Annotated in this window: 10 protein-coding genes and 1 pseudogene; 5 read left to right on the top strand and 6 right to left on the bottom strand. The window is 61.1% G+C overall.

The window, feature by feature from the left end; all coding sequences use genetic code 11:
* Positions 1 to 74: 74 nt before the first annotated feature.
* The 6 genes from ACPPVR_RS05630 to ACPPVR_RS05605 form a co-directional block, all read right to left on the bottom strand.
* Positions 75 to 1,322, bottom strand: coding sequence for an adenylate/guanylate cyclase domain-containing protein (locus tag ACPPVR_RS05630; protein ID WP_426613267.1), 1,248 nt, complete (start codon positions 1,320 to 1,322; stop codon positions 75 to 77).
* Positions 1,319 to 1,708, bottom strand: coding sequence for a response regulator (locus ACPPVR_RS05625; protein ID WP_426613266.1), 390 nt, complete (start codon positions 1,706 to 1,708; stop codon positions 1,319 to 1,321). Before ACPPVR_RS05625 ends, ACPPVR_RS05630 begins: the two co-directional genes overlap by 4 nt.
* Positions 1,705 to 3,165 (bottom strand): sensor histidine kinase, encoded by a 1,461-nt coding sequence (locus ACPPVR_RS05620; RefSeq protein ID WP_426613265.1) that lies wholly within the window; start codon positions 3,163 to 3,165, stop codon positions 1,705 to 1,707. The genes ACPPVR_RS05625 and ACPPVR_RS05620 overlap by 4 nt, the downstream gene beginning before the upstream one ends.
* A 69-nt stretch (positions 3,166 to 3,234) precedes the next feature.
* Positions 3,235 to 3,981: an SDR family NAD(P)-dependent oxidoreductase gene (locus ACPPVR_RS05615; RefSeq protein ID WP_426613264.1), complete on the bottom strand. Its 747-nt coding sequence runs from the start codon at positions 3,979 to 3,981 to the stop codon at positions 3,235 to 3,237.
* Positions 3,982 to 4,049: 68 nt separating this feature from the next.
* Positions 4,050 to 5,255, bottom strand: coding sequence for an NAD(P)/FAD-dependent oxidoreductase (locus tag ACPPVR_RS05610; protein ID WP_426613263.1), 1,206 nt, complete (start codon positions 5,253 to 5,255; stop codon positions 4,050 to 4,052).
* A gap of 33 nt (positions 5,256 to 5,288) precedes the next feature.
* Complete coding sequence (locus ACPPVR_RS05605) at positions 5,289 to 6,119, bottom strand: alpha/beta fold hydrolase (protein WP_426616034.1); 831 nt, start codon at positions 6,117 to 6,119, stop codon at positions 5,289 to 5,291.
* A 515-nt stretch (positions 6,120 to 6,634) separates the two neighbouring features.
* Between ACPPVR_RS05605 and ACPPVR_RS05600 the strand changes: the two genes are divergently transcribed.
* The 5 genes and pseudogenes from ACPPVR_RS05600 (at position 6,635) to ACPPVR_RS05580 (ending at position 16,583) form a co-directional block, all read left to right on the top strand.
* Entirely contained in the window at positions 6,635 to 7,552 is a 918-nt protein-coding gene (locus tag ACPPVR_RS05600; RefSeq protein WP_426613262.1) for an MBL fold metallo-hydrolase, read from the top strand.
* 108 nt (positions 7,553 to 7,660) lie between these two features.
* Complete coding sequence (locus ACPPVR_RS05595; RefSeq protein WP_426613261.1) at positions 7,661 to 8,647, top strand: mechanosensitive ion channel family protein; 987 nt, start codon at positions 7,661 to 7,663, stop codon at positions 8,645 to 8,647.
* A gap of 1,048 nt (positions 8,648 to 9,695) precedes the next feature.
* Complete coding sequence (locus ACPPVR_RS05590; RefSeq protein WP_426613260.1) at positions 9,696 to 10,475, top strand: outer membrane protein; 780 nt, start codon at positions 9,696 to 9,698, stop codon at positions 10,473 to 10,475.
* Positions 10,476 to 11,065: 590 nt separating this feature from the next.
* Positions 11,066 to 15,176: pseudogene (locus ACPPVR_RS05585) on the top strand (ATP-binding protein); the annotation flags it as partial.
* Between the two features lie 399 nt (positions 15,177 to 15,575).
* On the top strand, positions 15,576 to 16,583 hold the full coding sequence (locus ACPPVR_RS05580) for an LLM class flavin-dependent oxidoreductase (RefSeq protein ID WP_426613259.1): 1,008 nt from the start codon (positions 15,576 to 15,578) through the stop codon (positions 16,581 to 16,583).
* The last annotated feature ends 11 nt before the right edge of the window (positions 16,584 to 16,594 follow it).

Raw genomic sequence — 16,594 nt, 5'->3', positions numbered from 1 at the left:
GCTTGGCCCGTGGATTCACCGCTCCCAAGGATCGAGGCGCCCGGGGGACGATTGAATGTTTCCGACAGAAGGTGTCATTCTAATCGGATCGTCGTCCCTTTCGCACCGTTGAGCAATCGTCGCAAATGGAAATTCGCGAGCGGATCGTCGGGGTGGGCGCCCACAAGCCCCGCAAAGGCTGGCAAAGCCGCGACATCGCCCGCCTCGAGCCGTTCGAATGCGGCGGCATAGCTTGCTGTGGCCGGATCGTCGAGCTCGTCCGGTGAAAGCGGCTCATGCACACGCAAGGCTTCCCTGCGGCCGCGCAGAACGAGATCGCCGATCGGACGCCCTCGAAATCCTCGTGCGGCGCTGGCGGCGGCGTCGCTGACGCACAACCTCGTTCCAAGCGCCTTGTTCGCCATTTCAAGCCGGGCTGCCGTATTGATTGTATCGCCGTAGGCCGTGTAATCGAAATAGCGACCGCCGCCAAAATTTCCGACGAGCGCCGGCCCCGCATGCACGCCGATGCGTGTTGCACCGAAATCAATGTCTTTCAGTCTCCACCGCTCACGAAACATCTGGGCCCAGCGGTCCAGCGCCTGCGCGCAGGCAATTGCGCGCGCGGCGTAATCCGGCTGTTCGCCTGGGGCGTTGAAGAGGACCTGAATGGCGTCGCCAATGACTTTGGCAACCGTCCCCTCATGGTCGAAGACCACATCGGTCAACCCTCCAACATATTCGTTGAGCAGTTCCGCGAGCTGTTCCGGTGCTATCATCTCGACGAGCGACGTGAAGCCCGTGATGTCGGTAAAGATGATCCCGATCTGGCGCCAGTGCACGAACATGCCGTCTTCGCCTTCCGCGGCGAGACGCTTGGCGAGTTCGGGAGAAAAATAGCGGGACAGCGAAGCATGCGCGCGCTCGGCGTCGGTCTGGCGGCGGTGCGCCTCGCGCAGGGATTCCACGTGGCGAAGAGTCTTCAGAATCGTCGCCTCCAGATCGACGAAGTCGATCGGTTTAGTCAGGAAGTCAAACGCTCCGCGGTTCATCGCGGTCCGAATATTGCTCATATCGCCATAGGCGGAAACGATGATTGCGGACTTCCGAACGTCCCGCTCCTGTAATTTCTCCAGCAGAGAGAGACCATCCATGCGCGGCATGTTGATGTCGAGCACGACGAGATCGACGTGAGGGTGCCGGTCGATCGCATCGAGGGCCTCGATGCCATCGCGTGCGAACATGAAGTCGATGAGCCCGTCGCGGCGCTGGCGGCGAAACTTTCGCAGAACGAGTGTCTCCAGGTCGGGCTCATCATCGACCATCAGGATCGTAGCCGTCATGCGGCGGCCCCCAATCTCGCTTCGATCTCGTGGCAAAGCCGTCCGAAGTCGATCGACTCGACCAGCAAATCATCCGCGCCACGCTCCAGCGCGGTCTTGCAAGTCTGGCTGTCTCCATAAGCCGAGACCATGATGACTGGAACATCGGGCAGGCGCGCGCGCATTTGCGGCAGCATGTCGAGGCCACTCATCCCGGGCATATTGATGTCCGACAAAATGAGAGCCAACGTCCGGTCGTCGGTCTCGAGAGCACGCCTTAGTGCCTGTGCGGCCGGTCTGACGAAATCCATATCGAAGCGACGGGCGCGCAGATCGCGGCAAAATTGCTGCCGGAAGAGCAACTCGATATCCGGCTCGTCATCGAGCACGAAAATCACGGACGTCACGACTGTTGTCTCCGCGTGCCGCTGCCACGCGGCAACGTGACGATAAACTCCGTAAAAGCACCGGGCTCCGTTTCGACATCGATCCTGCCGCCGTGCTGCTTCACCACGATATCGTGACTCATCGAGAGGCCGAGACCCGTGCCTTCGCCGGGCGGCTTGGTCGTAAAGAACGGATCAAACACCTTTTCCTTGACGTCGGCTGGAATACCGCTTCCGTTGTCGCGGATACGGATCTCCACGAAAGCACCGAGGCTGCGCGTGCATATGCTCAGCGTCGGGGCGAAGCCAAGCCCGCGCTCGCCAAGCTGCCGGGTCATTGCATAAAAACCATTGGAGACCAGGTTCAGCAGCACCCGGGTGATCTCCTGAGGAAATATCTCGATCGAGCCAACCGCCGGATCGTAGGCGCGCTCGAAGCCGACCGTGAGTTGTGGTTGTTCCGCGCGAGCCCCGTGATAGGCGAGCGCCAGGCTTTCATCAACCAGCGCGTTGAGATCGGTCGGCCGGCGCGCGCCGCCACCGCCTCGCGAATGCAGCAGCATGTTCTTGACGATGGAGTCGGCGCGCTTGCCGTGCTGCACGATTCTGTCCAGATTGTCCCTGAGCAGGTGGCTCAACTCAGCGATCTCCTCACGAACGGGGGGCGGGACGACGATATCCGCCAGCGTCTCGCTCAACTCCTCGGTCAGTTCGGCGGACAGCGAGGCGAAGTTGTTGACGAAGTTGAGGGGATTCTTGATCTCATGCGCGATTCCAGCGGTGAGCTGGCCGAGCGAAGTGAGCTTCTCCGTCTGCACGAGACGATCTTGAGCGGCGCGCAGATCGTCAAGGGATCTCGACAACTGCGTCGAGCGCGACTGGACCTCCTCGAACAGCCGAACATTTTCCACTGCGATCACCGCCTGATCGGCAAATGTCTTGAGAAGATCGATTTGGCTTTCGCCGAATGCGCCAGGTTCGGCGCGTGAGACCCCGATCGTGCCGATGGCACTGCCTTCGCGCAGCATCGGCACCACGACGATGCTGCGATAACCTCTTGCGCGTGCCATGTTCTTGACGGCCTCAGAGACGCCGGCTTCGGTTGCAATGTCGAACCGAAACGCAATTGTCGCAGACGCTGCGACCCGGCTGTGCATCCCTCCTGCCGTCAGCGGCGCCGGAAAGGAGGCATGAATCTCCTCGTCACCATCAGGACTTCCGGCCGTGCACGCTGCTAGGTGGAGCATGTCGCCAACGACGCGCGTAACGAGCGCCGATTGGCCACCCAACAACCGCCGCGCGCTACTAGAGATGACATCGAACACCGGCTGCACGTCGGTCCGGGATCTGGCGATGACGTTGAGGATTTCCGCGGTCGCCACCTGCCGTTCTAGTGCTATCGTCAACTCTTCCTGCAGACGCGCATACTCGACCCCGCAGGACACCGGATCTTTACTTGTGCACTGATCCATCGTCATCTGGCGCGACGCCGGTCGGAAGCGAAGCAGTCGGAGAAATACATTGCCGAAATCTGCCAAAAAATGGGGCTATGCCAGCCCCAGGCCGCCATCGACATCGATTACCTGACCTGTCATCCATGCCGCGGCCGGACTGGTGAGCCGCACGAGCCATTCGGCGATATCGTCAGGCATACCGCGTCGGCCCAGCGGGATGCGTTCACGCTCCTGCTTCTTGACAGCGGCGGCCTGTTCCGGCGTGAGACCCATCATTCCAGTCAGGGCATCAGTCTCAGTTGGCCCGGCCGCTACCGCGTTTACGCGAATCCCAAACGGCGCGAGTTCCAGCGCCCAGCAGCGGGTCAGATGTTCCAGCGCTGATTTGCTTGCCGCATAGTGTGACAGCGCTGCAGCCGGCTTATGCCCGAATGTGCTCGAAACGTTGACGATCGAACCCCGCCGCTCACGCAGATGTGGCAACGCCGCCGAGGCCAGCAGGCTCGGCCCAAAAACATTCACCGCGAAAATGTTCGCGACTTTCTCAGCAGTAATGTCTGCCAGCGGCAGGATTGCGCCGGCGCCGGCATTGTTAATCAGCGAATCGATGCGGCCCCAGAGCTCGAGCGCTTTGGCGACTGTGCGCCCCGCATCCGCTGCAGAACCCGCATCGGCCACCAAACCGACTATGTTCGGATGTTCCGCCGCCAACTGGTCCAGTGCACCGGCCCGACGACCAGTGGCGAGCACCTTGTCGCCCTGTCTCGCGAAGCGAAGCGCTGCCGCCCGTCCGATCCCCGATCCGCCGCCCGTCAGAATTACGACTTTCTCATCTTGCATGCTCAATTCTCCGAAATGCTGCTGATTTGAAGCCACTTCTGGCGAAGCGGCTCCTGTGCTGATGTCGATCAGAGGTCGGTCACCCGCTCCGGATCCGCGGAAGCGAGCGCAGCGGCACGGTTAGCGCGAGGCGGATAGATCCACACGGTGTTGATATCGCGCTTCGTTTTTTTGGCTATCTCGCCAACCATTTCTACTTTGCGCTCCCAGCCCCGCGTGAACAGCGCGCCCGCAGTACCGAGATCGAGGCAAGTCACATAGGCCTGCTGGTGATATGCCTTTGTAGGCACGCCGAGCAATTCGGCTGCGGCATTGTTGCCTGCAAAGGCGCCCATCCGCGTAGCGTGCTGACACGACATGAGCGCATAGGTGCCTTTGTCGTCGCACAGCGCTTTCGCGGCATCGCCAGTCGCGAACACGCCGTCCACCGATGGAACGCGCAGTTCACGGTCGACCACCAGCCGGCCGGATTTGTCGCGTTCAGCAGGAATCTGCCCGGTAAGCGGTGCAGCACGCATGCCGGCCGCCCAGATCACGGTCGCCGTTTCGATATGCTCGCCACTGGACAGCTGCACGCCGGACTTATCGAGCGACGCGACGCCGACGCCAAGGCGCATGTCCACACCGAGTTCGCGTAAAGCATCCTCGATGATCGGGCGCGGTCCGGCGCCCATATCGGGTGCGATCGCGTCGTTACGCTCGACGATGATGACGTGTGGATTGGCAGCCCTGCCGAGGATTGCGCGTAAGCGGGCGGGCATCTCCGTCGCAGTTTCAATCCCGGTAAAGCCACCGCCGGCAACTACAACCGTGTCGCGCATTCTCGATGCCGGCTGCCTCGCCAGATTGTGCAAATGCCGATCGAGGGCGACCGCATCATCAAGCTGATCGACGCTGAAGCCATACTGTGCGAGCCCGGGAATATCAGGTCGAAACAGCCGACTGCCGGTGGCAACGATAAGCCGATCATAGGCAATGGTCTGCTCCGTTCGCTCGTCTGTCGTGATTTTCACGGCACGGGATCGGGTATCAACCGACTCTACCTGCCCTTGTAGATAGAGAACGTCGATCTCCTTCAAGACGTCCTGCAACGGTGCCGTCAGGGTTTCCGGCTTTGCTTCGTAAAGACGGGGGCGCACGACAAGCGTCGGCTTCGGAGAGACGAGTGCGATTTCGAGTGTTTCGGGCGCAACGCCCTGGATGTCGCGCAGTCGTGCGGCGGAAAGCGCGGCGTACATGCCGGCAAAGCCGGCGCCGACAATAAGGATTCGCATGGTGAAGCTCCTGGATTTGCGAAGACGCGAGGATTAGGCCGAGATGAATTTCAGCACGTCGGCGTTGGCGATGTCGGCATGGGTCGTGCACAACCCGTGCGGCAGATGATCATAGATCTTGAGCACACTGTGCTTGAGGAGCTTTGCCGAGAGCGGCGCGGAATCCGCCACTGGCACGATCTGATCGTCTCCGCCATGAAGAATGAGCGTCGGGACCATGATGTTCTTCAAGTCGTCGCTGAAGTCCGTTTCGGAGAATGCCTTGATGCATTCGTAATGAGCTTTGGCGCTGCCCATCATGCCTTGGCGCCACCAGTTCCAGATCACCGCTTGTGACGGTTTGGCACCGGGCCGGTTGTAGCCATAGAAGGGACCGCTCGCGAACTCCAAATAGAACTGGGGTCGATTGGCCGCGAGCTGTTGCCGCAGGCCGTCGAACACCTCGATTGGCAGGCCGCGCGGATTGCCGTTTGTCTTCAGCATCAATGGCGGGACGGCGCCAATCAGCACAAGCTTGGCGACGCGACCCTGGCCGAAGCGCGAGACATAACGTGCTGCCTCGCCGCCTCCGGTGGAATGTCCGATATGAATGGCATTGCGAAGGTCGAGATGCGCTGCAAGTGCCGCAACATCGGCGGCGTAGTGGTCCATGTCGTTCCCATCGGCCGCCTGACTGGAGCGACCATGGCCACGACGATCATGCGCGATCACGCGGTAGCCCTTGCCCAGGAAATACAGCATCTGGCTCTCCCAATCATCGGACGACAGCGGCCAGCCGTGATGAAAGACGATAGGTTGAGCGGATCTTGCGCCCCAATCGCGATATAATATCCGTACGCCGTCATTTGTCGTGATCGACGACATGGGATCCGTGGTCTCCGCTGTGTGAGACAGAATGCCGGTCTCCTCTCCGGCCGCCGCCGAGGAACGGACGGTCATCGACGCGGAGTAGAGCAACGAGGTTGCGAGCAGTTTTCGTCGTGAAAGAGTTGCCAGACGGCTGATCGAGCTCATCCAGGTCATTCGTTTTATCTCCGTGATGTCAGGCAGAAGCGCGCAGCGCGTGAACGCTGCCGAACATGACGGCGCAAGCAACGTGGCGATATCGTACCTCGGATCAACTGGGCTGGCTTTGTGACTAGTCCAACCTGTTCTTCGGGTTAGGTTGATACAAGCGGTCGCGATGGCGCGGTCCGACCGCAGCATCTGCCTCGATCGACCACTCGCGGGCCGTATGGAGAGAACCTCTTCAGATCGAAGCCGGCAACCTATGCCGAAGTATTGCTCGACCTATTCACTGACCCAATCGATTAAGTGTGCGTCCAAGACATAGTGTCGCCAACACCCGCGTGTTGCGCGGTAATTAACAGGAGATAGACATGAGCTTAGATGCTGCCTCGCGCCCGGTTCGGTCGGGGCCGGACGAGTTGGTGCCGTCGCGTTACGCGCTACAGATTGGCGAGATTGACGTGCTGGTCATCAGCGATGGCGTCCTCCCCCTCCCGACCACCATGTTGGGACACAATGCCGACCCGGCAGTCCGTGCTGCCTGGATGCACGACATGTTTCTACCACCGGATGCGTTCGATTGGGCGCTGAACGCAGTGCTCGTCCGCAGCGGTAGCCAAACCATACTCATCGATGCGGGGCTGGGGTCGGATCCGAACCTCAACCTGCCGAGGGCCGGACAGTTGATCAAGCGACTGGAGAGCGCCGGCATCGATCTCGCGTCGGTCACCGACGTGATTTTGACCCACATGCATATGGATCACATTGGCGGGCTGCTCGTTCCAGGCGTCAAGGACCGCTTGCGCCCGGACGTGCAAATTCACGTGGCCGCCGCCGAAGTCAAATTCTGGGACTCGCCGGATTTCACGCACACGTCCATGCCGCCGGGATTCCCGGACGCGCTTCGGGCCACCGCCAAGCAGTTCGCGAAGGAGTACCACAACCAGTTGCGGCAATTCGATGAGGAGTACAAAGTGGCACGGGGCGTGATCGTCCGCCGCACCGGTGGCCATACACCCGGGCACAGCATCGTTCGCGTGGCTGCGGGCGACGCTGCGCTTACGTTTGCCGGCGATGCGGTCTTTACGGTCGGATTCGATCACCCCGATTGGTTCAATGGCTTTGAACACGACCCCGAAGAAGCTGTTCGCGTTCGTACCCGCCTCTTGAATGAGTTAGCCGCGACCGGCGAATTGCTGGTGGCCACGCACATGCCATTTCCCTCCGTCGGACGGGTGGCAGCCGACGGCAATGTCTTTCGGTGGGTTCCTATCTACTGGGATTATTGACCGGACCGACTGCGAATCGCACGAAGGCGATGAGCCTTCCGGACCTCACAACTCAGTCGACGGCCGGCCCATGCAGGGTCGGCCTGACTACTTAGGCCCGCCTGCAAAATGTCCAGCGACCATCGCTTGCTGCCCCTGATCCTAATCGACGTCCTGGGGCTCGCCGGGATCTGCATCTGGCATATCCAGGGACGAAGCCGCCCGACGGAACGATTGATCGTGCAGATATTGTTCTTCGGAAGTATGAGCTTCGTGCTTTTCGTGGCCAAAATTGCTCCGCATCGCACGGATCACCTCTACACACACGGATTTGCCGCGCTCGTATCTAAACTGGCAGGCATTCTTTGGTGGACCCACCTCGCATGGTCCATCATTGGCCTCGTCCATATCTGTGTCAGATTGAACCGAAAGCCAAGCGAAGCGCATCTGATCCAAGACATGGCCGTCTCCGTTATCTATCTTGGCGCAACGCTCTCGATCATCCGTTTCGTTTTTGGGTTGCCATTGGGCACGCTGGTGACGACTTCGGGAGTCGTGGCCGTCATCCTTGGCCTCGCTTTGCAGAATACCCTTGGCGACGTTTTCTCGGGAATCGCGTTGGCGCTTGGCAAGACATACGTGCTCGGCGACTGGATCCGATTGAGCGATGGTACGGAAGGCAGGGTCACCGAGACCAATTGGCGCTCGACCAATCTGCTGACCGGCGAGAACAACATCGTGGTGCTACCTAACAGCATTCTAGCACGGCAGGGCGTAACGAATCTCAGCCGTCCAGACGAGACTCACCTGATAGCGCTGAGCGTCCGCATCGCTGCGACGCAAAGGCCATGCATTGTCGTGGATGTCCTGCGGTCCGTGCTCGAAGCCAGCACGTGCATTACCAGAAACCCATCACCAACCGTTGCCCTAAAAGCCATCGATGCGATCGCGATTGAAGCCGAACTGCAATTCCGGGTCGATAGCCTCGCCATTGGAGCAACTGCCAAGAACGAGATCGTCGATTTGCTTTATAGTCAGTGCAAAGCGAACGGCTTGTCATTGGCCATACCAAGCCGGTGCCTTCTCACCAACACCGCGACCAAAATCTCGATCTGAGCACTGTCGCGCATCCCAGGCCGGTCGAGCCGCATAGACGCCATCTCAGAAGGAGCTCTCGGCGATTGAGTCAGACGTGACTATTGGGTCCTGACTGTGGTAGTGACTATCGTGTGGCGCCCCCCAAGAGTGCCACACAAGAACAGATCGCCGGACCGAAAAACGCAATAAAATCAACGATCAATAGGATTGATGCATAAGTTCAATCCTGTCTGGCAGCACCATTTCATTTTCAGCAGACATGCATTAGCGTTCTCGCGGCTCGCAACGCCCGAGTTTTGCGGATCGCCTTGCCCTCATCGGTGAAGAGGGCGCAGGGAAGACCGGGTGCCGGCTGGCACCCATGGTCCGCTGTGCGAAGATTTACACGCGCAAATGCACAACGGGACAACAGGTGGGCCGGAAAACACCCGGCCTTCCCTGCGCGATGGTTTGACGGCTTATGCGCGCTCTCCCCGGCGACGAGTTCTTTTTGTCACCGTCACCTTGCGAATTGGCGATGCCTCGCGACCCGGTTGAGCCCCGATCCATCTCCGCAAGGCTTGACCGTAGCAACGACGGCCAGGACCACACGGTTTTGCCGTACGCAGCAATCCGGCTTCGCCCAGAGGCTTCGCCGGACATAGGCGCCGTTCGTCCGCACGCAGAAGGACCTCACGAGGTTCATCTCGCCCTGGTCCCGCCTACGCGTGCCCGTCGCTGCCGCGTCCACCGCTCCCCGACCCACGTTCGTTACGACGGACGATCGTCCCTCTCCCTAGGTCGGGATAAAGGACATATGCCGCAATTCCGAATTTCGGTAAAGTAGAATATTTTTGTGGCGGAGGCTTGACGGGTTTTCATGAGGGGTGGGTGTTTTGCCCGACGGGTTGGATTGGCGCCCGCGATTTGCCGGATCGGTGAGCCCGGTGACGGCGCAAATGCAGACTTCTCGGCCCGCGCACTGGGAGGCGATTTGCACTATTTTACAAGGTGTTGCCTGAAGTGCACAGGCATCGTCTCGCGCTTGTGGTTAGATAAGTCCGCGGGGGTAACCGGAGTAAGGTCTGTGCAGACGTGGGTTCCTGCTGCGATCGCCGCGATCGTGATCACTGGTTCGGTCAATGCGGCCGATCTCGCGCCCGTGTACAAGGCGCCGCCTGCGGCACCGATCGCCTACAGCTGGTCCGGGTTCTACCTGGGCGGGAGCGTGGGCGTCATGTGGAACGACACACGGGCGGATCCCGTGTCTTTTACGACCACCGGCGTTGATTTTTCCGGGCGCCAGGCCGTTGGCCAATTTCCGAGGTTCGACGTTGGTGATACCGCTTTCACCGGCGGGGTTCAGGTTGGATACAATTTCCAATTCGGGTCAAATTGGGTCGCGGGTATCGAAGCCGATATCAACTCCAGCGGTCTGAAGAAGACCGACACGCGCGTGTTCCCGGCGACCCCTTTCATCGGCGGCGGCATCATCGACGCCAATACCGAATCCGCTACCCAGAAGCTGGGCTGGCTTGGGACCCTACGCGGTCGCCTTGGGTTTACAACCCTGAACAACAGGCTGCTTGCGTTTGCGACCGCTGGCCTAGCCTATGGCAAGGTCGATGACAGCATCTATACCATTGGCGTGCCAAACGGTGCTGGCCCATTTTCTGATCAGCGCCAGCTCGGCGGCGGTTCGCATCGGATGGACGGCGGGAGGCGGCCTCGAGTACGCATTTGCCAGCAACTGGAGGGCCAAGGTCGAATACCTCTACTACGATCTTGGTGCGCAAAACCTCACTCTGGATTACGCCCCGGTTCCAGGCGATGCGAACAATACGATCACGTACAGATTTCACAATAACGGCAATCTGGTGCGCGTCGGCCTGAACTACGGCTTCTAGAGATGAACGGGACGTCGTCGCCGCTCGCCAAGGGCCAATTGCCAGCATCGCTGCGATGGCCCATTCCCAACGTCAATTGCCAGCAAGAATAGGCCCCAACTCGGGACTGGCCGAGTTGAGGCCAAGTTGCTGGACTGACGAGGCTTTCACCAGACCAGGCATGTCAGAATGCGCTACAGGCGGCACTCCATACCAGTGGCCATCTGATTTACCTCGGAAGATCAGAATCGCGCACTAATTTTTGCTTGCGCTGTGTCGTTGACCATCGGTGCCTCAACGTCGCCTGATTGTGGCGACTGCGAGGTCTGAGATTACGGCGCTGGGCCCAAAGGGCGAAGTCTGCGACTTCTCGATCACCAGTCTGGTCTACCGCTGGAAGGCGACGACGCGGCGATCGTGCCGCTGGCAGGCCCCAGGATCTGAAATTGTCATGCCTCATTGTATGTGGCAGACTTACCGTTGAAGCTTGATGTGACCAACCGGGCGGACGAATGTCGTAAGACCTCTCTTAGCCCGAGAGCGACGACCCGCTTGATGGCGGAGTCCGGCAGTGAGTCTATCCACCCTATTCGGCGCAGATGGATATAGCAACTTCCAGGTCCTCTGGGAGGACGGCGAACGTGTCTTCTGCAAAGGTGCTGGCTACGCCAATAACGGTGATCGCTCAGCCGTGCTGGCCGTGTTTCCCGCTGGGAAGCATCCGACACCCGCCACCCTCGATCGCCTCGCGCACGAATATGGTTTGAAGGACGAACTGGATGAGGCATGGGCGGTGAGACCGCTCGAACTGATCTGCGAAGGCGGTCGGACCATGCTGGTGCTCGAAGATCCCGGCGGCGAGCCGCTCGAGCTGCTGCTAGGCGCGCCGATGGAAATGGGAAGCTTCCTGCGTCTCGCTATCCGGATCACGGCAGCGCTCGGCAAAGTCCATCAGCACGGTTTTGTGCATAAGGACATCAAACCACACAACGTCCTCGTCAATCGGACGACCGGCGAAATCAGGCTCACGGGTTTTGGCATCGCCTCCCGCCGGGCGCGCGAGCGGCAGGCCCCCGAAGCTCCCGAGACCATCGCCGGAACCCTGGCCTACATGGCGCCCGAGCAGACCGGACGAATGAACCGGTCGATCGATTCCCGCAGCGATCTATACGCGCTCGGTATCACCCTCTATCAGATGCTCACGGGGCAGCTTCCGTTCACCGCGTCCGACCCGATGGAATGGGTACACTGCCACATCGCGAGGCGACCGGTCGCGCCCGGCGAGCGGCGCAAGGAAGTGCCCGGCGCCGTCTCGGCCGTCATCATGAGGCTGCTCGCCAAGGCCGCCGAGGAACGTTACCAAACCGCTGTCGGCCTGGAGAGCGATCTCCGGCATTGCCTTGCAGCATGGGAGGATCATCGGCGGATCGACGACTTCCCGCTCGGCGAACACGACACGCCCGACCGGCTGCTGATCCCCGAGAAGCTGTACGGGCGGGCGCGCGAGGCCGAGACTTTGCTCGCCGCCTTCAATCGCATCGTCAAAAGCGGCGGGCCGGAGCTTGTGCTGGTCTCCGGCTGTCCCGGCATCGGCAAGTCCGCCTTGGTCAATGAGCTGCATAAGTCATTGGTGCCGCCGCGCGGGCTGTTCGCCGCCGGCAAGTTCGACCAATATAAGCGCGACATCCCCTATGCGACGCTCGCCCAGGCTTTTGAGGGCCTCGTGCAGCTTCTGCTCTGCAAGAGCGACGCCGACTTAGCGAGCTGGCGCGACGCCCTTCTCGAGGCGCTGGGTCCGAACGGACGGCTCATGATCGACCTCGTCCCCGAGCTCAAGCTCATCATCGGCGACCAACCACCGGTCTCCGAGCTTCCGCCACAAGACGCGCAACGCCGCTTCCAGCTGGTGTTTCGGCGCTTCATCGGCGTGTTCGCCCGGCCAGAGCACCCGCTGGCGCTGTTCCTCGACGATTTGCAATGGCTGGACGTGGCGACGCTTGAATTGCTCGACAATCTGCTGACCCGGTCGGATCTGTCGAACCTGCTGCTGATCGGCGCCTATCGGGACAACGAGGTCGATGCCACCCATGCGCTGAGGCGCAAGCTCGACGCCATCAAGAGCACCGGCGGAAGGGTAGAGGAGATCGCGCTTGGGCCGCTTGACTGCAACCGCCTCGGGCATTTGATAGCGGATGCGCTGCGTTGCGAGCCGGCGCACGCCGCGCCGCTGGCGCAGCTGGTGCATGAGAAGACTGACGGCAATCCGTTCTTCGCCATTCAGTTTCTTTATGCGCTTGCCGAAGAGGGATTGCTCACCTTCGATCATGGCGCGATGTGCTGGTCCTGGGATCCACATCGCATCCACGCCAAGAGATACACCGATAATGTGGTGGACCTCATGGTCGGGAGGCTGAGCCGCCTGCCGGCCGAAACGCAGACAGCGCTGCAGCTTTTGGCCTGTCTCGGCAATGCCGCCAAGATCGCCATGCTGTCGATCGTGCTGGAGGTCTCGGCGGAGCAGGTCCAGGCGGCGTTGTGGGAGGCCATCCGCCAGGAGTTGATCGAGCCCCTGGAAAGCTCTTACAGGTTCGTGCACGACCGGGTGCAGGAGGCCGCCTATTCACTGATTCCGGAGGAACGACGCACCGGGACCCATCTGCGGATCGGCCAGCTGCTGGTGGCGAACACACCGCCGCAGCAGCGGGAGGAAGCCGTCTTCGATATCGTCAATCAGCTCAACCGCGGGGCCGCGTTGATCACTGCACCGGATAAGCGCGAGCAACTGGCCGAGCTCAACCTGATCGCGGGCAAACGCGCCAAGGCCGCGACCGCGTATACCTCGGCGCTCACCTATCTCAATGCCGGCGCGGCATTGTTGGTGGGCGACTACTGGGAACGCCAGCACGAGCTCGTCTTCCAGCTGGAGCTGCACCGGGCGGAATGCGAGTTCCTTACCGGCGCCCTGCCGGCGGCGGAGCAGCGCCTGAATGTGCTCTCGACCCGCGCTGCGAACACGCTGGAAAGAGCCACCGTCGCCTGCCTGCGTGTGGACCTGTACACGACCCTCGGTCAGAGCAGCCGCGCCGTTGCTGTCGGGCTCGACTACCTCCGCTATCTCGGCATCGACTGGTCGCCGCATCCGACAGAAGAGGAAGCGAGACGCGAATATGAGCAGATATGGTCGCAGCTCGGGAACCGCACTATCGAGGATTTGATCGAGCTGCCTTTGATGAGCGACCCGGCATGCCTCGCGACGCTCGATGTACTGACCAAGCTCGGACCGCCTACCTTACATACGGATGCGAACCTGTTTCCCCTGGTCATCTGTCGGGCAGTCAATCTCAGCCTTGAGGACGGCAACTGCGACGGCTCGTGCTTCGCCTATGTTCGCCTTGGCATGGTCGCTGGACCGCGCTTCGGCGACTACCAGGCCGGACTTCGATTCGGCCAGCTCGGCCATGATCTGGTCGAACAGCACAGACTGAAGCGCTACCAGGCCAGGACCTATATGTGCTTCGGAAGTTTCGTCTTGCCGTGGACGCGACATGTCCGGGCTGGGCGTGATTTGTTGCATCGCGCGTTACAGGCAGCGAACAAGATGGGCGACCTCACCTACGTGGCCTACAGCGGCGACCACCTCACTACGAACCTTCTCGCGGCCGGCGACCCGCTCGTTGATGCGCAACGTGAAGCCGAGAATGTGCTCGCGTTTGCGCAGAAGGCTCGGTTTGGATTTGTCATTGATGTCGCTGCCACTCAGCTCGGGCTGATTCGGACTCTTAGCGGATTGACGCCGAAATTTGGATCCTTCGATGATGGGCAGTTTGATGAGCTTGGGATAGAACGCCGTTTCGCTCGTAGTCCAGATCTGGCGCATGCCGCGTGCTGGTATTGGATCCGCAAGCTGCAGGCGCGCTTCTTTGCAAGCGATTATCCTGCAGCCGTCGAGGCCTCATCGAGGGCGCAATCTCTGCTGTGGACCTTGGTCTCACATTTCGAAACAGCAGAATATCACTTTTACGGTGCGCTGTCCCGAGCCGCCTCTTGCGATTCCGCACGAGCCGGCGAGCGGCGGCAGCACATACAGGCTCTTACAGAGCATCACAAACAACTCCAGGCTTGGGCGGAGAATTGCCCGGACAATTTCGAGAACCGTGCCGCGCTGGTCGGCGCCGAGATTGCCCGATTGAAGGGTCGCGAGTTCGATGCCGGGCGTCTCTACGAGCAGGCTATCCGCTCGGCCCGCGCCAACGGCTTTGTTCATAATGAGGCGCTCGCTTACGAACTGGCTGCGCGCTTCTACGCCGCACGTGGCTTCGATGAAATCGCGGATCTCTATCTGCGAAATGCTCGTTGCTGCTATGTCCGCTGGGGAGCTGGTGGCAAGGTAAGGCAGCTTGATCGGTTATTTCCGCAGCTCAAGCATGAGCGGCCTGTAGCCGGGCCGACGAGCACGATCGGGGCGCCAGTCGAGCACCTCGATCGCGACCGTGATCAAGGTCTCGCAGGCGGTCTCGAGCGAGATCGTTCTTGAGAAACTGCTCGACACGCTCATGCGCACCGCGATTGAGCAGGCGGGTGCCGAGCGAGGTCTGGTGATTGTTTTACAGGAAAACGAGCAACGGATCGCAGCGGAGGCCATAACGAGTGGCGATCAAATCATCGTACACCTCAAACGAGAGCCCGCACCTACCGTGGCCATTGCCCGCGGTCAATCGCTGTGACCTGGGACACGGGCTCGAGGCGGCGCAGCGCCGCCACGAAAGCAAAAGCCGCAGCGGAACTCCGCTTGGTCCGTGTAGTCATAACTCAGGACGCCCGATTCAGTCACGTCCGCTGCGCCTCCGAGCTCGCTGAATATCGAACCTTGATCGGGGTAAAGCGCCTCCGAAATATTGGCGTCTGCCCATAATCGAAGGCACTTGCTTCGCGTTGTTCGCCTCGGGCGCATTCGCGTCCGATCCTCCGATATTGCCGGTTGATGGCCGTCGGGTTGGACACAGCCCCGCTAACATTCCGATGGCGGGTCCCTATATGTGAGGCTCCGCGCGCTTCTTGCGCCCTCCACCCGGACCCCACGCATGATCCCCTTCTCCGTGCTCGACCTCGCTCCGATTCGCCAAGGCAGCGATGCGGCGCAGGCGTTTCGCAATTCGCTTGATCTGGCCCAGCATGCGGAAGCCTGGGGCTTCAAACGCTTTTGGTTGGCCGAGCATCATAACATGACGGGCATCGCGAGTGCCGCGACGTCCGTGGTGATCGGGCATGTCGCGGGCGGGACGAAGACGATCCGCGTCGGCTCCGGCGGCGTCATGCTGCCGAACCATTCGCCGCTGGTCATCGCCGAGCAGTTCGGCACGCTGGAGTCGCTCTATCCCGGGCGGATCGATCTCGGGCTGGGGCGGGCACCGGGCACCGACCAGTTCACCGCGCGGGCGATGCGGCGCGATCTTGCGACCGCTGCCGAGAATTTTCCGCATGACGTGCTGGAATTGCAGGCGCTGCTCGGCGACGCCCAGCCGAACCAGGCCATTCGCGCCGTGCCCGGCATGGGGCTGAAGGTGCCGCTCTGGATTCTCGGCTCGAGCATGTTCGGCGCGCAGCTTGCGGCCATGCTCGGGCTACCCTTCGCGTTCGCCTCGCATTTCGCGCCCGCGATGATGATGCCGGCGCTGCGCGAGTACCGGGCGCGCTTCGAGCCGTCGGCGCAGCTCGACAAGCCCTATGCGATGGTCGGCGTGAACGTGTTCGCAGCCGACAGCGACGTCGGGGCGCAGCGCATGTTCACCTCGCTCCAGCAGCAGTTCATCAATCTGCGCCGCGGCACGCCGGGCCCGCTGCCGCCGCCGGTCGACGACATGGACGCGCTGTGGTCGCCTGCGGAGAAGGCCATGGTCGGCCAGTCGCTGTCCTGCTCGGTGGTCGGCACGCCAGATGTCATCGAGCGCGGGCTGAAGTCGCTGATCGCCGACACCGCTGCAGACGAGCTGATGACGACGGGGCAGATCTACGATCACGCCGCGCGGCTGCGCTCGTTCGAGATCGCGGCCGGCGTGCGGGATCGGCTGACGGCGCAGCCGGCAGTGTGATCAGGAGGCGG

Origin of the sequence: Bradyrhizobium sp. McL0616, assembly GCF_049993385.1 — a bacterium.
Lineage (GTDB): Bacteria > Pseudomonadota > Alphaproteobacteria > Rhizobiales > Xanthobacteraceae > Bradyrhizobium.
Note: the sequence above shows the minus strand (reverse complement) of the source record. Positions and strands in the feature narration are given on the sequence as shown.